Source organism: Fibrobacter sp. UWH1 (genome assembly GCF_002210365.1).
Classification (GTDB): domain Bacteria; phylum Fibrobacterota; class Fibrobacteria; order Fibrobacterales; family Fibrobacteraceae; genus Fibrobacter.
The window spans coordinates 1-20,512 of record NZ_MWQG01000048.1; the positions used below are offsets into that span (position 1 = coordinate 1).

The following is a 20,512-nucleotide window of genomic DNA, read 5'->3' on the forward strand; positions in this document are numbered from 1 at the left end:
ACCTGCGACCCGCTGATTAAGAGTCAGCTGCTCTACCAACTGAGCTAATCATCCATAGTCGCGTCTCGAAGACGCGCACAATGATAGAAAAGAAAAGAACACTCGGCAAGGGGGAAAGGCAAAAATTTTTTCTTTTTTTGAAACCACCCCAAAATAGTGGATAGTGAAGAGCGAAGAATGATGAGCGAAGAGTTCTTTTACGTGTCATTCCGAGCGGAGGCCAGTAAGGCCGTAGTCGAGGAATCCAGAGCAAGAGACTCAAATCGCCACCTCACAATCCTTACCCTCTACAAGGAGGGATCTAGACACTTAGGCGATCGCCGATACCGGAAACACACCAAACAGCAACAAGCATAAAGCCAAAGAATAGAGAAGACATCTCATACCTCATACCTCATACCTCATACCTCATATCTTTTTATATCTTGTATTTCACACTTCAAATCTCTAGCGCCAAAGGCGCGCACCCAAACCTAGTACCAGCCTATGAGCCCAAATTTCAACCGACTTGACGCCTATATGGCATTCCTGGGGGTCGAGAGAAACCTCTCCCCGGCCACGATCCAGAGCTATCAGGAAGATTTGCGCCATTTCGTTGGATGGTTAGACGAACATTCTCTAGATTTAAAAGCCCTAACCCCAGAAAAACTGGACGAATTTTTATCCGATGCGGCCGCTCACGAGGAATACTCCCCCACCAGCATCGCCAGGCATTTCTCCAGCCTCCGAGGATTTCTGAAGTACATGCAGAACCAGGGCGAGTACGATTTCAGTACCGAGAGCATGCTGGCCACACCGCGACTGGGCCACTACCTGCCCCAATACCTAACCCGCGAAGAAGTGGACAGCGTATTCGAGAGCGCCGCCAACGGCAAGAACCCATTGAGAGACACAGCCATGTTCGAGCTGATGTATAGTGCGGGCCTTCGCATTTCAGAGACCCTGGGTATCAAGCTTGCCCAGCTGGACCTGGACAACGAATGGCTGACCCCTATCGGCAAGGGCAACAAGCAGCGTCTCATTCCGCTAGGCAGCAAGGCCAAGGAAAACCTGAAAGAATGGATCGAGCGAGGTCGTCCCCTCACCCATCCGGAAACAGACAACGTAATTTTAAATTCCCGCGGCAAGCCCATGAGCCGCATGGGCGCTTGGAAGATCGTGCAGCAACATACCATGCACTTGACTAAGCAGGTATCGCCCCACACCTTCCGCCACAGCTTCGCCACCCACTGTCTCGAAGCGGGCATGGACCTCCGCGTGCTGCAGGAACTGCTGGGTCACGCCGACATCAGCACCACCCAGATCTACACTCATGTGGACAAGGAATTTATCAAGCAGGAACACAAGAGTTTCCACCCCCGCGAAGTGGCACAACGAGAATCTCGCGAGGATGGCGGAAAGAACGGGAATTAAACAAAACGAGAGGTAGAAATGCCCCTCGTTTTTTACTATCTTTGATTCGTTCAAATTTTAACCAAGGACTCAATAATGAGCAAGAATTACAAGATTGCAGTTCTCCCGGGCGACGGTATCGGTCCGGAAGTGATGAAGGAAGCTGTCCGCGTTCTGGACGTTGTTTCCAAGAAGTTCGGTTTCGACGTGAACGCAGAATGGGCCAACGTTGGTGGCGCTGCTTACGACGAAAGCGGTTCTCCGCTGCCGGAGTCCACCCTCAAGCTGGGTGAAGCTTCTGACTGTATTCTTTTCGGCTCTGTGGGTGGCCCGAAGTGGGAACACCTTCCTCCTAACCTGCAGCCGGAACGCGGTGCTCTGCTCCCCCTCCGTAAGCACTTCAAGCTTTTCTGCAACCTCCGTCCCGCTCGCGTCTATAAGGAACTGGCCGGTGCTTGTCCCCTCCGTTCCGACATCGTCGGTGACGGCTTCAACATTCTTACCGTTCGTGAACTGACTGGTGACGTTTACTTCGGTCAGCCCAAAGGCCGCGAAGGCGTTCCTGGCTCCAAGGAAGAAATCGGTTTCGACACCATGAAGTACAGCCGCTACGAAGTGGAACGCATCGCTCGCTTCGCTTTCGACGCCGCTATGCTCCGCAACAAGAAGGTTGCTTCCATCGATAAGGCTAACGTTCTGACCACTTCCGTTCTGTGGCGCGAAGTCGTGAACGAAGTCATCAAGGACTATCCGGAACTGACCCTCGAACACCTCTACGTGGACAACGCTGCTATGCAGCTCCTGAAGCGCCCCCGCGACTTCGACGTGATGCTCTGCCCGAACCTGTTCGGCGACATCCTGACCGACGAATGCGCAATGCTCACTGGTTCCATGGGTCTCCTCCCCTCCGCTTCTATTGCTGAAGGATCCTTCGGCCTGTACGAACCGGCAGGTGGTTCCGCTCCGGACATCGCTGGCAAGGGCATCGCTAACCCGCTGGCCCAGATCCTCTCCACCGCTTTGATGCTGCGCTACACCTTCAAGGAAGAAGAAGCAGCACGCGCTATCGAAGCCGCTTGCGAAAAGGTGATCTCTCAGGGCTACCGCACTGGCGATATCTACCAGGAAGGCTGCACCAAGGTCGGTACCACCGGCATGGGCGATGCTATTATCGCTGCTTTGAAGTAATCGAAAACAGCAATTCGCTAAAAAAGGCAGTGTCTTGAACTATTTTTTTAGTTCAGGCACTGCCTTTTCGTTAATTTACACTAAATTAAAAGCATTTTGAGCTATTTTACAATCAAAAAGGCCAAGACAACTGTCCTTAAAAGGGCTTTTTGTTCCATTCCGCCACGGATTTTACAAATAAATTAATAAAAAGGCGGTGGATTTCGGCATTTTTCATGCAAATCCACCGCCTTTGGGGCGTTTACGAACGAACCTGCGCAATCATTTTTGGAAAAGAGCGGCGATTTCCTCACAGGTCATGCAGGTGCGCTTTTCCAGCCCATCCACAATCACAAGCAAGGCCTTCTGGCAAGCCATCAGAATGTTGTAGCACTGCTCCACCACGTTGGTTTCCGACATCTGGAAGTAATAGCAAGCAGCCTGAAAGCTTTGGTAGTCCGCGTCACTGCGGTTCAGCTCCATAGGCAGTTCACGCATCACCGTATCTAGGTCACAAGCGAAATTCTTGCGGATAATGAATTCGGAAATATGGCCCGCAATGGCAATGTGGGCAGAGCCGTCCAGTTCACTTCCGGTAATGCGGGTAACGCCCGGACGCTCCTTGGAATTTGTCATCTTCACATATTCCAGAGGACGCTTAAACAAAAAGGCAACCAGAGCATGCCCCGCCTCATGGCGGCACAGGCGAGAGTATTCTTCAGCACCGAAGAATTCCACCAAAGTTTCACGAGTTAAATTCTGTTCAGACATTTTTTACCATTCCAAAAATAGCATTCCAAACAAGAAATGCCGCATAGCGCGGCACCTCTCAAAGATTAGACTTTACTTTTTCTTTTTAGAAGTCTTCTTTTTTGCAGCAGCCTTCTTTTTAGTCGTCTTTTTGGCGGCAGCCTTTTTCTTGCTGGTTGCCTTCTTGGCTACAGGCTTCTTCTCCGGTTCGGGAGCGGGTTCAGCCGCAGGTTCCTCAGCAGGAGCTTCTTCAGCCACAGCCTCTTCTGCGGGAGATTCTTCGGCAGGAGCCTCTGCGGCAGGTTCTTCAACCGGAGCAACTTCAGAAGATTCTGCGGCAGGCTGTTCTTCTGCGGGAGCAGCATCATAAGCAGGTTCAGCAGAAGGTTCACCAGTCATATTTTCTGCAGCGGGTTCACCATAATTAGAATACGGATCCGTAGACTCAGAATTTTCATTCACACCAGAAGGAGCATATGCGTCATAGTTTTCTTCTACAACCGGTTCCGCCACAACAGCATCATTTACAGTAGCGGCCTTATCGGCTTCAGCAGATTTGCCAGACAAATCAAAATGAACCGTAATGGAACCACCAAACTTCACAGAACTCAGGCGGAAATTCACACCATGCTTACTGAAGTACTTATCCATGGTCAGATAGGTGCAGTCGAACTCTACACCCATATGGTACGGCAGCTGCACACCGACGTTTCCCGTTACGAAAAAGTCCTGAGGCTTATCCCACCAAGTCAAATAATTAGTGGCCGGAATCGGATATCCCACGCGAGCGCCAAGGTAAGGGCGAACCTTCCAGCTATCAGGGCCAATTACACCAACAGAAAGCCACAGAGGCACGGAAGGCATCACGACATTATAGCCGCCATCAGTCTGTACACTAAAAAATCCGAGGCCACCGCCAACCATAAGGGGACCGACCGGGAAAGCCAAATATTCGGCACCAAGTCCCCACATAAAATCGGTATGGAGATCTCGGCTGGATTCAACACCTTTTACTTCTTTTTTTTCTTTAACGTTACCAGGTGCGTATCCTGAAACAAAGCCTTGAATCTGGGCTGCAGAGCTAAATGTTACAAATGCGCCCAAGGCAAGGGCTAATGTAGAAGAACCGATTTTCATGTCAAAACCCTCTAATAGTGGTACAAATATAGTTTTGTCAAACCACTATTACTCGTAAATTTTGACAAACATTTTTGATAAGACTACTGTACTGACTAATCCTCGAGGCAGCGAACGGACATCGCATTCGATTTGACACGGTCACTACCTTGCAAAAAAGCATAGTCTGCATAACAAGTCATGAACACGTAATGTGCGTATCGGCCATGATAATCTTCACTTTCATTTTGGGTAACGGACCAAAAATCAGATTCACAGCCGCCAACACTTTCAAACAAAGTTTCCCATTCCGCTAAACTGAGCAAATGCCATCCGTTGGGGCAAACACCTTGTACTGGTGCCAAAGCAAGAGCATCGTCTTTTAAACGATCACATACGACTCCATAGCCACAATTCTGCGGGTCATTCGCGTCATTAGCCAACGAGATCGAATCAATGGCAGCAATCCACGTATAGAGGCGTCCAAAAATGGAGCATTCATCGGCGTCATCATTACGGCACCAGGAACGTTCCTTGAGACTCGGGGTCTGCACAGAATCCGCATAGTTCAGATTCTCGGCCATCCAGGTTTGAGAGCCAATCACTACCGTTTTATAAATTTTTCCATCCCTTTCATCGACCAAGGTGCCATACGTAACGTCGGGATTAAAGAACGATTCCTTCTCAAAGAATCAGCCCCCGAAGACAACCCTTCAGATAGAGAACTAGATGAAATCATTTCTTCACTACCAGAAGGCGAAATATTTTCTGAAGAACTTACAGGCAACTCACTGGAGGAACTTGCAACGATATCGTCAAAGTCTGTTTCTTCGCTACTTGAAGTAATTGACGTAACAGCCGCGCTGGACGAAGATCCAGAATTATCGTTGGACGAACTTGCAAAGCCTTCATTAGCGGAACTTGCAGGAATTTCGCTGGAGGAACTTGCAAAACCTTCATTCGGTAAGTCTGCAGAACTTTCACTGGATGAGATTTCATCAACTACACTTGAAGATGAAATTTCATTGACATCTTCATTTGTGGAAGTTCCACTATCGCCATCACCGCAGGCTTAAGCCAAGAAATCTTCTTAAAAAGATTCATAATAAGCTCCTAACTTTTAACAACCTGCAATGTAAAAAAAATCCGCCCCTGCGGTAAAGCAGAAAGCGGATTTTTCAAGCAGCGCGGTACATGCCCGCGACAAGACTTTTATTAGCCCACGAAAATACGGCCGTTGCGGAACAGCTGCATCCACGGACCGTCTTCGCCCCATTCAGCCGGATGCCAGGAGTACTGGCAGGTACGGAACACGCGTTCCGGATGCGGCATCATGACGAGAGCGCGACCGTCTTCAGAGCAGAGGCCGTTGATGGCGAAGGGAGAACCGTTGGGGTTCAGCGGGTAGCGTTCGGTGTATTCGTGCTTGCCGTCCACATAGCGGAGGGCTACGAGGCCAGTCTTCAGGCAGGCTTCTGCAGCTTCACGAGAGGCGAATTCTGCGCGGCCTTCACCGTGAGCCACTGCGATAGGCAATACGGAACCAGCCATACCCTTCAGGAGAACAGCCGGGGTATCTTCAACCTTCAGAGAGCAGTAACGGGCTTCGAAACGTTCAGAGAGGTTCTGAACGAAGCGCGGCCAATGCTTTGCGCCAGGAATCAAGTCCTTCAGGTTAGAAACCATCTGGCAGCCGTTGCAGACGCCCAGAGTGAAGGTATCCTTACGGTTGAAGTAAGCTTCGAATTCTGCGCGAGCCTTGGGGTTGAACAAGATGCTCTTTGCCCAGCCTTCGCCAGCACCCAGAACGTCACCGTAGCTAAAGCCACCGCAAGCCACGAGACCGTTGAAGTCCTTCAGGCTAACGCGACCGCTCAAGATGTCGGTCATGTGAACGTCGATGGATTCGAAACCAGCCTTGGCAAATGCGGCTGCCATTTCCAGTTCGCCGTTGACGCCCTGTTCACGGAGGATAGCCATCTTCGGGCGGCTGGAGTAATCCTTGATGATCTTTGCGCTTGCAGCCAAGTCGAAGGTGACCTTCGGAGTGATACCCGGATCATCCTGTTCCAACTTCAGCTGGTATTCGCTTTCGGCGCAAGCCGGATTGTCGCGGAGGGCGGCGATGCGGCGAGTGGTATCGGACCAGATAGCGCGAAGGTCAGAGAGGCCTTCGGCGTAGTCGCCAATGACGATGTTGTAAGTGCTGTTCAGCTTACCGATTTCAGAAACGGTGTCGCCAAGACCTGCAGCAGCGAATGCAGCCTTAACAGCGGCAACGTCAGCATTTGCAACCTGAATGACAGCACCCAGTTCTTCGTTGAAGAGAGCGTCGATGACGTTGCCCTGGAGAGCGTTTACATCCAAAGAAACACCAACGTGGCCTGCGAAAGCCATTTCGGTAACGGTGGTATAGAGACCACCATCAGACTTATCGTGGTAAGCCATAATCTTGCCGTCGGCATTGAGCTTCTGGATGGTTTCGAAGAAGGCGCGGAGTTCCTTAGCGGAATCAACATCCGGAGCCTTGTCGCCAAGCATGTTGTAAACCTGGGCTGCAATGGATGCACCCATACGGTTCTTACCGCGAGCCAAGTCAACGAGCATCAAGGTGGTGTCGTTGTTCTGGATGAGCTGCGGGGTCATGGTCTTGCGAACGTCGGCGCAGGGAGAGAAGGCGCTGATGACCAGAGAGATGGGAGCAGTCACGCGGTGGCTACCCTTTTCGTCCTGCCATACAGTGCTCATAGACATGGAGTCCTTGCCCACCGGAATGGTGATGCCCAGTTCCGGGCAGAGTTCCATACCGATTGCCTTTACAGCTTCGTACAGGTCGGCACCGTCACCTTCGTAGTTGGGAGTTGCCATCCAGTTTGCGGAAAGGTTTACGCGGCCCATATCCGGAACGTAAGCGGCAGCCATGTTGGTGAGAGATTCAGCAACAGTCATGCGGGCTGCGGCAGCCGGAGAGATGAGAGCGATAGGAGCGCGTTCACCCATGGACATGGCTTCACCTTCGTAGGTGTCCAGAGTTGCGCTTGTGACAGCGCAGTCAGCTACGGGAACCTGCCAGGGGCCAACCATCTGGTCGCGGCAGATCATACCGGTCACGGAACGGTCACCGATGGAAATCAAGAAGGTCTTGTCAGCCACAGTGGGGTTAGCGAGAACGCGGTGTGCAATGTCCTTAATAGTAGCGTCGGCAGGAACAACCTGAGAGGTCAGCGGACGCTTCTGGCTCTTTTCGTTACGGATCATGCGAGGCGGCTTGCCCAGCAAGACTTCCAGCGGCATATCGATGGGAGTAGAACCGAAGTGTTTGTCGGTAAGGGTCAAATGCTTTTCGGGAATAGCTTCGCCAACTACAGCATAGGGGCAACGTTCACGCTTACAGATAGCGTCGAACACGTCCAGCTTGTTGCCGGCAACAGCGATCACATAACGTTCCTGGGATTCGTTACTCCAGATTTCGAAGGGGCTCATGCCCGGTTCGTCGTTAGGAACGTTACGGAGTTCAAACTTACCGCCGAGACCGCCATCGTTCACCAGTTCCGGGAAGGCGTTGGAAAGTCCACCTGCACCCACGTCGTGAATGAAGGTAATGGGGTTTTCTTCGTCCATTGCCCAGCAACGGTCGATCACTTCCTGGCAACGGCGTTCCATTTCGGGGTTTTCGCGCTGCACAGAAGCAAAGTCCAGAGATTCGTTACCAGCACCGTTGGCCACAGAACTTGCTGCACCGCCACCAAGGCCGATAAGCATAGCAGGACCGCCCAGAACTACCAGGTGGTCACCCGGATCGATGTGCCCCTTTTCGATGTGGTCGTGCTTGATGTTGCCAAGACCACCAGCCAGCATAATGGGCTTGTGGTAACCACGGACTTCGTTACCCTTTTCAGCAGAGACTTCCTGTTCGAAAGTACGGAAGTAACCGAGAATGTTCGGGCGGCCATATTCGTTGTTAAATGCGGCACCGCCCAGAGGACCTTCAATCATGATGTCCAGAGCGCTAGCGATACGGCTGGGACTGCCAAAATCCTTTTCCCAAGGCTGAACTGCACCCGGCAGCTTAAGGTTAGAAACGCTGAAGCCAGTGAGGCCGGCCTTCGGCTTGGAACCCTTACCGGTAGCACCTTCGTCACGGATTTCACCACCACTACCAGTAGCGGCACCCGGGAACGGAGAAATTGCTGTGGGGTGGTTATGGGTTTCCACCTTCATCAAGATGTCCACTTCTTCGTTGTGGAAGTCATACTTGTTGGTGCGGGGGTCAGCGTAGAAACGACCTGCGGTTGCACCCTTCATCACGGCAGCGTTATCCTTATAGGCGCTGAAGATGTTGGTGTTGTGCAGAGCGTAGGTGTTCTTGATCATCTGGAACAGGGACTTGTCCTGCTTGACACCGTCGATGGTCCATTCGGCACCGAACACCTTGTGGCGGCAATGTTCGGAGTTGGCCTGAGCGAACATGTACAGTTCCACGTCGGTGGGATTGCGCTTGAGAGCGGTAAAGTTGTTGACCAAGTAGTCAATTTCGTCGGCGGAAAGAGCGAGGCCCATGGCCTTGTCTGCCTTCACCAGGGCTTCGCGGCCTTCGGTGAGCACCGGAATAATGTTCAGCGGACGCGGTTCTTCCTTGCTGAAGAGAACGTCCAGGGAAGCGGTGTCTGCGAATACAGCCTGAGTCATGCGGTCGTGGATCTTGGATTCGATCACCTTGCGAGCGTCGGCAGAAGCGGCACCTTCAAACTTCACATAGTAGGCAATGGCGCGTTCGATACGCTTGATAGCGGGCAGGCCGCAGATGTGAGCGATATCGGTAGCCTTGGAGCTCCAGGGGCTGATGGTACCCGGACGGGGGCAAACCACGAACAATTCACCTTCCAGGGCCTTGGCTTCACGCATGGGGCCGTAGTGGAGCACCTTTTCCAGAGTTTCCTTTTCGGAAGCGGAAAGATCGGCGGACAGATCCACCACATGGAGGAATTCAGCGTAAACGCTTGCGACGTTCAGGTTTTCTTTCTTGAAGTCAGCCAGAAGTTTCTGGAGACGGAAGTCCGACAGAGCCGGAGTACCACGAAGAATGAGCATTTTTACCTCTTGCCGGGGGTTAGCCGGCACCTTGTGTTATTTGTTTTTACGAGGGGAAAGATAGTAAATAGTGGTTAGTGGTTAGTAGTTAGTGGCTAGTGATTAGCAGGTGAAGAAATGCAAAAAATCCCCGCATTTCTGCGAGGATTTTTGTAATTCTTTGAGTATCAAAGAGTTAGGTTTTCCGCACCAATTCTAGCTCGCCAGATTAGCGCTTCTTACCCTTCTTGCCCTTCTTACCCTTGGCAGCCTTCTTGGGAGCCGGAGCTTCTTCCACAACAGCTTCTTCGCCTTCTTCTTCATCTTCGTCAGATGCAGCAACAGCGGCATTGCCCAGAAGAGCATTCACGTTCACAGAGACGAGGCCAGAAAGGGACTTCACTTCGGTCTTCTTGTCGACTTCGACCTTGGCGAAGTTAGAAACGATGTAATAATCGGAGCTAGCTTCGAACTTACGAGTCTTGTTGGCAATGCTCATGGTACCCTTTACAGAGGGGAAGAGCTTTGCTTCGAGGCGAGCCTGATCCTGAGAAGTCTTTACGCTCTGAACAGCTTCGCAAGCCAGGGTCCAAACGCCCTTGTTGGTCTCGATGGAGTTGTTCACATACTCAATGATCTGGGAAGCGCCCTTGAAGGACTTGGTAGTGGTCTTTTCGTAGTGTTCAGTTGCCTGAGAAACGTAGCTACCCTTCTGCATCAGAAGAGTTGCCAGCAAAAGCACAACCACGACAGAAAGAGCAATGGAAATATTCTTCATGTTCATCGTTCATTACTCCTTATTCAAAGTGGTAGGGAGCCGGAGCTTCCAGCTTAAAGTTTGCACCCATGTTGTATTCGGTCAGAGCCTTGTAGTCAGCGGTCTTCAGCTTGCCCTTTGCGAAGGTGAAGCTAATGACGCAGTTCTTACCGCAAGCCACTTCCTTGACGCCGCCTTCATTCTTCAGAAGGAACTTGTCAGCAAGGCCAGCCTTTTCGTAGATGGAGTTCTGAGCCTGAGGAGGAATGCCTGCAGCGTTGTACATATAGGAAAGTTGCTTGAAACGGGCATCCTTGTCTTCTTCGATAGCCTTTGCGGTGGCATCAAAGGTAGCTTCGGTCTTGTCGCCGGTCAAAGTGGCAAAAACGAGCTTCCAGGCCATGCCGTACTGGTCAACAGCCTTCCACTGCTCCTGAACAACACCGTTAGACTGTTCCAGGTAGGCACCCACCTGTTCGCCAACGGACTTCTGAGCCTGGTCATTATAAGTACCCTTGAGGATCATCATCAAGGCAAACAAGCCGATAATCAATGCGATATCTACAATAAGTAGAATCTTGAACTTTTTGTTATTCATAGATTTCCTTTTTACAAGTTTATGCAGGGGTGAATTTAACTTCTTATTTCCAAAATAACAAACTAAGCTTTGTAAAATTACCACAAAAGGGGCTTTTTTCAGTTATAAATGGAGAATTAATCTATATTGGAGGCCATGAGTGATTTGCTTCCATCCCAGATTATATTCAACAACCTCAAGGAAATGCTGAAGGCCAAGAACACGGCCCACGAGTCCATGTTCAAGTTCCACTGGAAAAAGATGTGGCCCTTCAACCTGATCTGGCCCCAGGTGGATTTCGAGCGAATCGTACGACTGATGAGCGAACTGCGCAAGAACGTCATCAATCAGAAGAACCTCGTGGGTCAAGCAAAAGGCAAGGCCAAACCTTTTGAAAAGACCTTCCTGAACGCGGTGCCCGCCTATCTCGACGCACTGGACGAATCCTGCAAGTTCCTTGGCGAAGCCGCCCAATGGAAACAGGACATGCTCATGAAAAAAATTCGCAAGGACATCAAGTTCAAGCGCGACGTAACCGAATGGAGCCGCATCCTGAAGGAATACGAAGACGCCCAGGGGAACTTGGTACGAGCAGGCGCCCTTGTGCAAATGGGCTGGGGCGAAGTGGTCCAAAACCTAAGCCAGGCGTAAAAAAGCCCACCCTATGGCAACCGTAAGCGTCATTATTCCGGTATACAATACCGCCGAATATCTGGAAGCATGCCTTATCAGCGTACAGCACCAGACCTTTGCCGACTTCGAAGCCATTGTCGTTAACGACGGTTCCACAGACAACTCTGCAGAAATTGTCGAAGAATTCATCAAACGTGATGAACGTTTCACGCTTCTGTCCCAAGAGAACGCAGGACTTTCCGAAGCCCGCAATGCAGGCCTCCAGAAGGTCTCCGCCCCCTGGATTACATTCGTCGACAGCGACGACATGATCGCCCCCACATTTCTAGAAACCCTGCTCAAGGCTTCACAAGATTCCGATGCAGAGATTATCTGCTGCGGGTCCAACAGCTTTACCGAATTGCCCGCCAAGATTCCAGGAAACCGAAGCAAGTCCATCCAGAAAATCTGGTCCCCCGAAGACGCCCTTATCCAGGCGCTGTACCAAGACAGGATTCCCGACCATTCCGCATGGAACAAACTTTACTCAGCAAGGCTCTGGAAAGACGTCCGCTTCCCGAGGGGCAAGTACTTCGAGGACCTTTGTACCATCCCGCAGATTTTCTTGAGCGCAAAGGAAATCCGTTCCGTAAGTTTGCCTCTATATCTGTACCGCAAACGCGAAACCAGCATCCTGAATTCCGCCTACAATTTAAAGAAAGCGGAACTGCTGGACATCGCCGAAAACCTTTGTACGACAATCACGGAAAAAATAAGGAACCCGAAGTTACTTCGTGCCGCAAAGAACATGCTCATCAGCACCAGCTACAGCATTCTGAAGCGCACCCCCGATACCGACGAATTCCAGGATTACCGCAATCGCGCCTGGAATCACATCAAGGAACTTCGATTGCAGAACCTGTTGGATTTCAAGGTTAGACTTCGCAACAAGGTGGCCAACGTAATCTCTTTCGGAGGCCGCGACGTCTTGCAAAAAATGCTTAGGAGGGATGAAAAATGATTCCTAGGAAAATTCATTACTGTTGGTTTTCCGGGGAGCCGTTCCCTGCTGATGTAACCCAATTTTTGGACGGATGGAAACAAGTTCTACCCGATTATGAACTGATCCTTTGGGACCGTTCCAAAGCCGAAGCCACAGGCATTCCCTGGGTAATGCAGGCCCTCGCCCAAAAAAAATGGGCCTTCGCCGCAGATGCAGTCCGTCTGTACGCCCTAGAAACAGAAGGCGGTATCTATCTCGACACCGACGTTGAAGTCGTGAAAAGTTTCGATCCGTTAATGGGCCGCGAATATTTCTTCGGATTCGAAAACGGATCCCGCCGCATAGAAGGCGCGATTCTCGCCGCAAACAAAAATCACCCCGCCATTACAAAAGCCCTGGACTTCTACAGACAAGAATCATTCAACTACACAGAATCCCAGGTGAATGAGCTGGTCTTGCCCAACATCCTTGCCAACGCCTTTAACAGTCTGCGTGACCCTTTGGAAATTTTCCCAGAAGATTTCTTTTCACCCAAAAGCTTTATAGACGGCAAGATTCGCGCCACTGCAGAAACCTACTGCATCCACCACTTTCAAAGTAACTGGAGACCGGAATCCGTCCGCAAGGGAATTGAACGTCGTCAAAAGCTTTACAAGATTTTCCCGACACCGGTCGCCAAGATTCTCTCCATTCCCCTTGCCCTTTGGACAAACCTAAAGTCACTGGGAATTGCAGGGACCATCAAGAAAATTTTCAGACGATAACGGCGTTTTGAATCAGACGTTAAAACGGCGGTCCAGAATAAACTTGGGCACAAACAGCTTCGGGAACCTTTTGAAAAAGTCCCAGGAGAACGAGGCTAGCTGAGGAATCCTGCGAACGGCCTCGGCCTTGTTGGTATAAGCAAGCATGGAGAACCAATGGGACTTCCAGATTTTCACAGCTTTCGGGTAAAGGGGATGATCGGAGTAACGAGCCAGCGCCTTTAAGAACGTGCCATACATCAAGGTGCTGTTGCAGGACATGTTGTTTCCGTGAACGCGGTAGTAGCAGCACAAGGTAGGCAACACAGGTAACGTTCCAAACCTATGGAAGAACTTCAGCCACTGGGGAAAATCCTCGAAAGGGAATTCCTTATCATAGCCGCCCATATCACGGAATACATCCAGGCGAATCATTTCGGAACAGCCGTGAACTTCTTTCTTCCCCATGAAAAATTCCTCGAATGTCACTTGAGGAACAGAACGGGTATAGCGCGGGTCCGGGGTTTCACCATGATTCCCTTCCCCATCCATCACCACAATCTGTCCGAAGCATACGGGAACTTCAGGATGACTTTCCAGGTACTGACTTTGTTCAGCCAATCGGCCTGCAGGCATCACATCATCTGACGCCATGGAGCAAAAATACTTGCCCTTCGCCATAGAAAGCAATTCATTCATGGTCGCCACCACCCCTTTGTTCGGACGATGGACGTATTTGAAGTGGAACTCGTTTGCCAAGCGTTCAAGAATCTCGGGCGACCTATCGGGACTGCCATCATCAATAACGATCAATTCAAAGGACACGCCCTCTTGAGCCATTACAGAACGGACAGCCGCCTCTACAAAACGTTCATGCTTGTAGCAGGCCATCAGCACAGAAACGATTACTGCTGATTCCATTTCAGCCTCCGGACAACAACGAACATAACTGCAAAGTATAGGAAGTTTTCTACGGCGTAAGCCATCATGGGCCCCTGGAATTCCACCAGTTTCATTAGGATCAGGGAACCTGCGGCCAGAAAAATTTCCGAACCAATTTCAATGGAAAGGAACTTCTTTGTTTCGCGGCGAGCGATCAGGACCAGTGCCAAGGAAAATCCACCAGCCCTAAAGAAATCTCCCAACAGTTGATAAAACAGATAATCGGCGGCACCCATATAGGCTCTTGAAAAAAGGATTTGCACTAGGAGACCGCGGCACAAAAATAAAGCCGTCACCATCACCAGAGAAATTCCCATCACACGCAAGAGCAAGGGATTAAACAACTTGAAAAATTCCTGCCTAGTCTGCTGGGCCGAAACCTTCGGCAGGATAATCACGGTAAGAATAGCCGACATCATCATGAAGAGGAAGTCCGAAACCTTCAACACACTCTGCCAGATGCCGGCGGCATCCTGCCCAAAGTTCGAAGCCACTGCGGTTCGGATTACCGTAAGCACAACGGGAGTCATGACCATGGGAACCAAGCCCATCAAGGCATAAGAGACCCAAGGTTCACGAATATCGGCTGCCGTAGACCAGACTTTCTTGACACTAAAACCAGCCTGGCTTGCAATGCGGATGGCAAAAAAGGCGGCCACGATGGACTGGGTCGCAATAATAGAAAGGACAGACAGTTGGCCCGTATAAAGGAAAAATGCAACCCATAAAACTTGCCACAAGGAAGCCACAATATTGATAAGCGCCCACTTGCGATTTTCACCCATACCGTTCATGACGGCAGCACAGATGGCAATAATATTGGTAGCGAATACACCTGGCAAAGCAAACAGGATTGCAGCCTGCACCAGTCGAGTATTCATCCCAGGAAACAGAGTTTCCAATGGAGCCATGAAACAGAACAGAACTGCAGCCACAAAAGTGAACAGGCTCGCAAAAGTTGTCAGACGAAGACCGCCTCGCCACACTCCAAGAAGTTGCTTTTCGTTCTTGAAATTCTGAGCGGTCAGGCTAGTCCAGCCATTCTGAAGAGCAAGACTGGAAGTGGCCTGCCCGATAGTCAACAGGTTCATGAACTGCCCGACGCAGGCAAAGGCTGCAGGCGGCAAGAAAACAGCCAAAAGCTTGTTGATGGCAAAAGCCCTCAAGGCGTTAAAAGCCGTTACCGCACCCGAACCCAGGAAACTTTTCACAAACATAGACTAATCCTTAAAGCTGTTAACGCCTTCAATTACTGCTGCAATTTCATCTTCAGTCATGAAGGGGTGTAAAGGCAGGCTCAACTCCTCATTGGCCAGACGTTCTGCAACTGGGTAAGCCCCGATGGAAAAATCATCGGCAAAAGCCTTCTGCAAATGGGGCGGCGTCGGATAATGAATAAGCGTTTCTACACCACGATTTGCCAAATGTTTTTGAAGGGCGTCGCGACAACTTTCGCCATTAGGCAGTTCGCAGTGTACCGCAAAAATATGCCACACACAATCCGCCACAGTACCGGCGGGCACAGAAACAGCAGCCTTTGGCAACCTCACCAGCGGATTTCTGATTTCGGCCAGGTAGCGGTTAGCGATTTCATTACGGCGGCGGTTTTCTTCGTCCAGTCGAGGAAGCTTCACGGACAGGACTGCAGCCTGAATTTCATCTAGGCGGGAATTTTCACCGGCAAACTCGTGAACATACTTCTTTTCGGAACCATAATTTGCAAGTTTGCGGACAACGGCAGCCAATTCGCCATCGCAGGTAACCACAGCGCCGGCATCCCCAAGGGCCCCCAGGTTCTTTCCCGGGTAGAAACTGAAACCGGCTGCGTCTCCGAGATTCCCGGCGCGAACAACGCCATTTTCAGTAGCAAATGACGCGCCATGAGCCTGGGCCGCATCTTCCAGCAAAAGAAGATCGCGATTCTCTGCAAACTGTTTCAGTTCCATCATGGGGCAAAGACGACCGTACAGGTGAACCGCCAGAATTGCCCGAACCTTAAGACCGTCCTGCTGGGCACCTGCAAACGCACGATCCACAGAAACGGCACTCAAAACCGCAGTTTCTGCATCCGGTTCCGCAGGAACCGGCACAAGATTAGCAGCCTTTACCGCAAGCCATGAGGCAATAAAAGTATTGGAAGGAACAATGACCCCGTCGCCAGGCTGCAAACGGCCCAAGGAGACATAACCCTTCAAAATCAAGGCCAAGGCCTCAAGACCATTCCCTACCCCGACGCAATGGCGAGACCCACAGTATTTGGCAAACTTCTCTTCAAAACCGCCGCATTCCTTGCCACGGATATACCAACCAGAATCCATCACACGATTGACAGCCTCCTTTATTTCGGAGCCGTAGGAATCGCTTACTCGCTTCAAAGGGTAATAGGGAACTTGAATCATGAACCTCAAAGTAGAAAATATCCCTATTTGAAAAACAGTCTAAAGCATTAAAACCGATAAAACCACCATTTTAATGGACAATCTAAAGTTTTCATCCATCGTTAAATGCTAATTTGTGAATATGTTCGAGATTTTGCCCTACAACAAGGAATTGGACCAACGACTGGACCGGTTTGTGAACCGGGAGTCCGTCAACGGCACCTTTCTACAGACCCGGCAATTTTTGAACTACCATCCGGAAGATCGATTCAAGGATGCAAGCTTCGCCATCCACAAAAGCGGAATCATAACAGCCTATTTCCCCGGCACGGTTACAGCAGACGGAGAATTCATATCCCACCAAGGTTCCACCTTCGGCGGCCCCGTCATTTCAAAGGATTTTTACACCGCCAGCCGCCTGCAGGAAATCCTGAAATTCGCCGACGAATATTTCGCAAAGAATTTTAGAAGAGTCCGTCTGAAACTAACCCCGGCCGTATTTAGTCAGGAATCCCCTGCCCTTGTGGAATACCTGTTAGAGCACCTGGGCTACGAAAGACATACTGAACTAAGCGCCGTAACAACCATCGTTTCTGCGCCGGATGGAACATTCGCCGATCCTTTTGATCTCTGCGAAGGGGCTAAGCGCAGACAGGTTAAAGCATACGAAAAATACAAGGCCGAACACAAAGACATCATTTACCGCCCCATCGAGGCTGATGAACTCAGACCGTTCTACGAATTTCTGAAAATTTCAAAAGCCAAGTACAACGTCAAGCCAGTCCATTCCATCGAGGAAATCAAGGATCTCGCTTCCGCCCGCATTGCAGATAACATTTGGCTTCGAGGCATTTTCGGCAAAGATGAAACCGGCAGGGAAAACCTCATCGCAGGAGCCATGTTCTTCGTCTTCCCTGAAACCAAGGCCGTACACTACCAGTACATCGCCCCAGACCCAAGCTTTGACGCATTCAACCCAACCGTGGCAGTCCTCACGTCCATCATGCGCGAAGCGGCAACCAAGGGTTTCAAGAACGTGTCCTGGGGAATCTCCACCGAAGATGGCGGCAAATACCTGAACGAAACCCTGTTCAAGTTCAAGGAAGGCCTAGGCGGCAAAGCCTCCCTCAACACCTACTACACAAAAAATTTTTAACGACGCAGGGGCAGTAGCCCCCATGCATCATCTAACTTCTTTGAGGAAGTCTTCATATTCATATATATAGTCGGCTTCTTCGTAATGTTCCGAAGCAAGAACCATGCATACTGCGCCAGAAGAGAAATTCTCGATTTCACGCCAAGTCATGGTGGGGATATACAACCCCTTGTAGGAACGGTTCAACTGGAACTTCTGACGAGTCTTACCATCGTCCAGAACCACGTCAAAACTGCCACTGGCCGCAAAAATCAGCTGACGAAGCTTGCGATGGGCGTGCCCCCCGCGGGTAGATCCACCGGGAACATCATACAGATAATAAACACGCTTGATATCGAAAGGGACCAGTTGTCCCCCTTCCACAACACTCAAATTACCACGTTCATCGTGTACAATAGGAATATCAATAATCTGCGGTTCGTTCCAATTCATGAGATAAATATAGACAAAATGGAGTGAGGAACGCTACGCTTCAGGTGTGAGGTCGCACGCAAGCGTGCTAGAGGTTTTATAGGGGGTTAATGGTGCATTTTTCTGACATCTAGCGTCGCTAGACGCGACCAGACCCCCTCTAGGAGCTCCGCTCCGACCTCACCACCTCGTTCCTCCGGTGGAAGTTTCCCCGCTGGTAGCCGGATTTCCTTGCGTGAACTCCTATGACACTTGAAAACCCCTATTGGATTTTCTATATATAGGTCCAACATCTAGCGTATGTCGTGTTAAGCTCTACCAGCATACGTCATTAACCAAAGAGCTTCCTTTTACGAGGTTAATATGTCCTCTTTCCGTGGACCTAAGGGCAAGGTTGCCCGTTCCCTGGACCTTGCTGTTTCTCAGAAGACTCAGAAGGCTCTCGACCGCCGTCACTTCGCACCTGGCCAGCATGGTCAGAACCGCAAGAAGTCCTCTTCTGTTTACAAGCAGCAGCTCGTCGAAAAGCAGCGTCTCCGTTTCACCTACAACATTTCCGAAGCACAGCTCGCTAAGGCTTACGCCGAAGCAAACCGTCGCGCAGGTTCTGCTGGTGACAACCTGATGATCTTGCTGGAAACCCGTCTGGACGCAGCAGTGCTCCGCATGGGCTTCGCTCGCACCATCTTCGCTGCTCGTCAGTATGTTGCTCACGGTCACTTCACCGTGAACGGCGTCCGCAGCTTCTCTCCCTCTCGTCAGCTCAAGGCCGGCGACGTGATTGCAGTTCGCGAACAGTCTAAGGAACATGCACAGATCAAGGAAGCACTCGCCGCTGGCGCAGCTGTTCCCGAATATCTGACTGTCGATGCTAACAAGATGTCCGGCTCTCTCGTGAAGCTCCCGCTCCGCGACCAGATCCCCGTTCAGCTTGAAGAACAGCTCGTTGTGGAATACTACTCTCGTTAGTCCGAGAGTCGATCCAACGACAACTGGAACATTTGGAGACACCTCGCTTCGGCGGGGTGTTTCTTTTTTATAATACAAGATGTATAATAAAGAAATGGTCTAACCTAACAAAAATTAGGTTAGACCAAGTATCTAAGATACAGTTTTTAGGTAGGTGAATCTCAGTTTCTAATGGGGTGTGTTTTTTAGATAGTTATATTACATCTACTATTTGAAAGAACATAGCCAACATTTTTTTTGACGAATGCAACTTCTCACAAAAAAAGCCCTCGGGAGTAACCCGAGAGCGATTGTAAAATAAAGAGAACAGGGATTACTTTTCCGAATACTTCAACAGAACAACAATAGAATCCGTTTCAAAGGAACTTTGCTCACCTATGCCGTAGGTTGCAAGCCAAACAAAATCTTTCTTATAAGCAAAACCAACCACAGCTTCATCAAAAAAGGCATCCAACGAATCCTTTACTTGAGAACGACGAACATAATCATCCACAATCCACAAGTCATCCACAATCGCCTTACGATTCAACGAGAGTTTCTTACAAGGAACGCTCCCATTTTTTACAGGATGATACTCACTTACCACCAGTGAAACGGAATCGGATATACAGGTCTCCCTGCTTGGAGTTTGCATGCACATTTCTTCTCCCGAAAGATACACCCCATAACCAGATTCATTTATATAATCGCTGCAAAACTTATCCCATTCTTTTTTTCCAACACTTCCCTGGCAACATTTATAGGACGAGTCATAGGCTACACTATCAACACTATATTCAAAGCACGTTTCCAACAAGCTTCCATCATCAGACACCGTCATATCATTCGCCCACACGTACGCATCTAACCGAACCCCCTCGTCATAAGTAGAAATTTTAAAAGACTCATTTTCCTTGACTACGGCATTTAGATAAGGAGTCATATCCACATCGTAGGATTTCGTCACGCTATCTTCGTCCAGCAAGTCAAAACGCAAATGATGATCTTCATCCAAAGGAATTTTCGCAGTCCATGGTCCCGAACATTGACCCCAAAAGTCATGACAATGGGTTTCTACATCGTCTCCATCGTGATGAACTTTCGATGGGCACAACACAACGGAATCAACAACAGATATATCACGATTGCGGTAGCAGTCGCTATATGTCACGGCGACGCTGTCTAATTTCCCAGAGACGTCTACTGAAACTTCCAAAACCGATGGACGATGCACGGCCTTTGTAACCGCATGGAGATCCACATAGCCACCATCATGTAATCCCGGATCACAAGCCCAGACCAGCAAAGAAATAAGAATTGTAAAAACTAACCCACGCATATCTTGAATATAAACATTTTGGCTATGTTCTACTAATGTGTAGGACTGCCATTTTATGTTGAATTTACTGAAAAAAAAATACTAAAAAAATGGTCTAACCTAACAAAAATTAGGTTAGACCAAGTATCTAAGATACAGTTTTTAGGTAGGT

General features: G+C 49.9%; 19 protein-coding genes. 8 read left to right on the top strand and 11 right to left on the bottom strand.

Translation table 11 applies throughout. The features are described from left to right. The first annotated feature begins 486 nt into the window (after positions 1–486). Together B7992_RS14575 and leuB are read left to right on the top strand one after the other, a co-directional pair. Complete coding sequence (locus B7992_RS14575) at positions 487–1,413, top strand: tyrosine recombinase (protein WP_088666632.1); 927 nt, start codon at positions 487–489, stop codon at positions 1,411–1,413. Between the two features lie 75 nt (positions 1,414–1,488). After that, positions 1,489–2,580 (top strand): 3-isopropylmalate dehydrogenase, encoded by a 1,092-nt coding sequence (leuB, locus tag B7992_RS14580; RefSeq protein ID WP_073160566.1) that lies wholly within the window; start codon positions 1,489–1,491, stop codon positions 2,578–2,580. A 261-nt stretch (positions 2,581–2,841) separates the two neighbouring features. Here leuB and B7992_RS14585 read toward each other — a convergent pair whose 3' ends face one another. From B7992_RS14585 to B7992_RS14595, 3 genes are all read right to left on the bottom strand, one after another. Then, complete coding sequence (locus B7992_RS14585; RefSeq protein ID WP_088666633.1) at positions 2,842–3,330, bottom strand: hypothetical protein; 489 nt, start codon at positions 3,328–3,330, stop codon at positions 2,842–2,844. Positions 3,331–3,402: 72 nt separating this feature from the next. Then, the gene (locus B7992_RS16790) at positions 3,403–4,446 is read right to left on the bottom strand and encodes a hypothetical protein (RefSeq protein ID WP_073160562.1); all 1,044 of its coding nucleotides are present in this window, start codon (positions 4,444–4,446) and stop codon (positions 3,403–3,405) included. A gap of 95 nt (positions 4,447–4,541) precedes the next feature. After that, positions 4,542–5,030: an FISUMP domain-containing protein gene (locus tag B7992_RS14595; protein ID WP_254917732.1), complete on the bottom strand. Its 489-nt coding sequence runs from the start codon at positions 5,028–5,030 to the stop codon at positions 4,542–4,544. On the opposite strand from B7992_RS14595, the gene B7992_RS16445 reads away from it, so the two are divergent. Continuing rightward, positions 5,016–5,501, top strand: coding sequence for a hypothetical protein (locus B7992_RS16445; protein ID WP_141100490.1), 486 nt, complete (start codon positions 5,016–5,018; stop codon positions 5,499–5,501). The genes B7992_RS14595 and B7992_RS16445 overlap by 15 nt on opposite strands. 139 nt (positions 5,502–5,640) lie before the next feature. On the opposite strand, the gene purL is transcribed toward B7992_RS16445, so the two are convergent. The 3 genes from purL to B7992_RS14615 form a co-directional block, all read right to left on the bottom strand. Beyond that, positions 5,641–9,516 carry a phosphoribosylformylglycinamidine synthase gene (gene purL, locus B7992_RS14605; RefSeq protein WP_088666636.1) on the bottom strand — a complete coding sequence of 1,292 codons (3,876 nt, stop codon included), beginning with the start codon at positions 9,514–9,516 and terminating at the stop codon, positions 5,641–5,643. Positions 9,517–9,724: 208 nt separating this feature from the next. Further along, on the bottom strand, positions 9,725–10,279 hold the full coding sequence (locus tag B7992_RS14610) for a hypothetical protein (protein ID WP_176421960.1): 555 nt from the start codon (positions 10,277–10,279) through the stop codon (positions 9,725–9,727). Positions 10,280–10,292: 13 nt separating this feature from the next. Then, positions 10,293–10,850: a hypothetical protein gene (locus tag B7992_RS14615; RefSeq protein ID WP_073160556.1), complete on the bottom strand. Its 558-nt coding sequence runs from the start codon at positions 10,848–10,850 to the stop codon at positions 10,293–10,295. A 135-nt stretch (positions 10,851–10,985) separates the two neighbouring features. Between B7992_RS14615 and B7992_RS14620 the strand changes: the two genes are divergently transcribed. The 3 genes from B7992_RS14620 to B7992_RS14630 are packed head-to-tail and all read left to right on the top strand — an operon-like array spanning position 10,986 to position 13,208. Further along, complete coding sequence (locus B7992_RS14620; protein ID WP_073235141.1) at positions 10,986–11,480, top strand: hypothetical protein; 495 nt, start codon at positions 10,986–10,988, stop codon at positions 11,478–11,480. 13 nt (positions 11,481–11,493) lie between these two features. Beyond that, complete coding sequence (locus B7992_RS14625; protein ID WP_073235138.1) at positions 11,494–12,462, top strand: glycosyltransferase; 969 nt, start codon at positions 11,494–11,496, stop codon at positions 12,460–12,462. Then, the gene (locus tag B7992_RS14630; RefSeq protein ID WP_073235135.1) at positions 12,459–13,208 is read left to right on the top strand and encodes a glycosyltransferase family 32 protein; all 750 of its coding nucleotides are present in this window, start codon (positions 12,459–12,461) and stop codon (positions 13,206–13,208) included. The genes B7992_RS14625 and B7992_RS14630 overlap by 4 nt, the downstream gene beginning before the upstream one ends. Positions 13,209–13,220: 12 nt before the next feature. Here the strand turns inward: B7992_RS14630 and B7992_RS14635 are convergent, their stop codons facing one another. From B7992_RS14635 to B7992_RS14645, 3 genes are read right to left on the bottom strand one after another with little or no spacing between them, the layout of a single operon-like run. After that, positions 13,221–14,108, bottom strand: a complete 888-nt coding sequence (locus B7992_RS14635; RefSeq protein WP_088666637.1) for a glycosyltransferase — start codon at positions 14,106–14,108, stop codon at positions 13,221–13,223. Then, entirely contained in the window at positions 14,093–15,346 is a 1,254-nt protein-coding gene (locus B7992_RS14640) for an O-antigen translocase (protein ID WP_073235132.1), read from the bottom strand. Before B7992_RS14640 ends, B7992_RS14635 begins: the two co-directional genes overlap by 16 nt. A 3-nt stretch (positions 15,347–15,349) precedes the next feature. Further along, positions 15,350–16,528, bottom strand: a complete 1,179-nt coding sequence (locus tag B7992_RS14645; RefSeq protein ID WP_141100491.1) for a DegT/DnrJ/EryC1/StrS aminotransferase family protein — start codon at positions 16,526–16,528, stop codon at positions 15,350–15,352. A gap of 121 nt (positions 16,529–16,649) precedes the next feature. Between B7992_RS14645 and B7992_RS14650 the strand changes: the two genes are divergently transcribed. Then, positions 16,650–17,663 (top strand): GNAT family N-acetyltransferase, encoded by a 1,014-nt coding sequence (locus tag B7992_RS14650; protein WP_088666638.1) that lies wholly within the window; start codon positions 16,650–16,652, stop codon positions 17,661–17,663. 27 nt (positions 17,664–17,690) lie between these two features. On the opposite strand, the gene B7992_RS14655 is transcribed toward B7992_RS14650, so the two are convergent. Continuing rightward, positions 17,691–18,095: an FdtA/QdtA family cupin domain-containing protein gene (locus B7992_RS14655; RefSeq protein ID WP_073160540.1), complete on the bottom strand. Its 405-nt coding sequence runs from the start codon at positions 18,093–18,095 to the stop codon at positions 17,691–17,693. A gap of 342 nt (positions 18,096–18,437) precedes the next feature. Between B7992_RS14655 and rpsD the strand changes: the two genes are divergently transcribed. Then, on the top strand, positions 18,438–19,043 hold the full coding sequence (gene rpsD / locus B7992_RS14660; protein ID WP_073160538.1) for a 30S ribosomal protein S4: 606 nt from the start codon (positions 18,438–18,440) through the stop codon (positions 19,041–19,043). Between the two features lie 313 nt (positions 19,044–19,356). On the opposite strand, the gene B7992_RS14665 is transcribed toward rpsD, so the two are convergent. Then, a complete protein-coding gene (locus B7992_RS14665) occupies positions 19,357–20,361 on the bottom strand; it encodes a hypothetical protein (RefSeq protein ID WP_141100492.1) in 1,005 nt (334 codons plus the stop codon). Positions 20,362–20,512 lie beyond the last annotated feature (151 nt).

Excerpts from the sequence above, each read along its gene's own strand:
- B7992_RS14575 (WP_088666632.1), top strand. The coding sequence starts at position 487 with ATGAGCCCAAATTTCAACCGACTTGACGCCTATATGGCATTCCTGGGG.
- leuB (WP_073160566.1), top strand. The coding sequence starts at position 1,489 with ATGAGCAAGAATTACAAGATTGCAGTTCTCCCGGGCGACGGTATCGGT.
- B7992_RS14585 (WP_088666633.1), bottom strand. The coding sequence starts at position 3,330 with ATGTCTGAACAGAATTTAACTCGTGAAACTTTGGTGGAATTCTTCGGT.
- B7992_RS16790 (WP_073160562.1), bottom strand. The coding sequence starts at position 4,446 with ATGAAAATCGGTTCTTCTACATTAGCCCTTGCCTTGGGCGCATTTGTA.
- purL (WP_088666636.1), bottom strand. The coding sequence starts at position 9,516 with ATGCTCATTCTTCGTGGTACTCCGGCTCTGTCGGACTTCCGTCTCCAG.
- B7992_RS14610 (WP_176421960.1), bottom strand. The coding sequence starts at position 10,279 with ATGAACATGAAGAATATTTCCATTGCTCTTTCTGTCGTGGTTGTGCTT.
- B7992_RS14615 (WP_073160556.1), bottom strand. The coding sequence starts at position 10,850 with ATGAATAACAAAAAGTTCAAGATTCTACTTATTGTAGATATCGCATTG.
- B7992_RS14620 (WP_073235141.1), top strand. The coding sequence starts at position 10,986 with ATGAGTGATTTGCTTCCATCCCAGATTATATTCAACAACCTCAAGGAA.
- B7992_RS14625 (WP_073235138.1), top strand. The coding sequence starts at position 11,494 with ATGGCAACCGTAAGCGTCATTATTCCGGTATACAATACCGCCGAATAT.
- B7992_RS14630 (WP_073235135.1), top strand. The coding sequence starts at position 12,459 with ATGATTCCTAGGAAAATTCATTACTGTTGGTTTTCCGGGGAGCCGTTC.
- B7992_RS14635 (WP_088666637.1), bottom strand. The coding sequence starts at position 14,108 with ATGGAATCAGCAGTAATCGTTTCTGTGCTGATGGCCTGCTACAAGCAT.
- B7992_RS14640 (WP_073235132.1), bottom strand. The coding sequence starts at position 15,346 with ATGTTTGTGAAAAGTTTCCTGGGTTCGGGTGCGGTAACGGCTTTTAAC.
- B7992_RS14645 (WP_141100491.1), bottom strand. The coding sequence starts at position 16,528 with ATGATTCAAGTTCCCTATTACCCTTTGAAGCGAGTAAGCGATTCCTAC.
- B7992_RS14650 (WP_088666638.1), top strand. The coding sequence starts at position 16,650 with ATGTTCGAGATTTTGCCCTACAACAAGGAATTGGACCAACGACTGGAC.
- B7992_RS14655 (WP_073160540.1), bottom strand. The coding sequence starts at position 18,095 with ATGAATTGGAACGAACCGCAGATTATTGATATTCCTATTGTACACGAT.
- rpsD (WP_073160538.1), top strand. The coding sequence starts at position 18,438 with ATGTCCTCTTTCCGTGGACCTAAGGGCAAGGTTGCCCGTTCCCTGGAC.
- B7992_RS14665 (WP_141100492.1), bottom strand. The coding sequence starts at position 20,361 with ATGCGTGGGTTAGTTTTTACAATTCTTATTTCTTTGCTGGTCTGGGCT.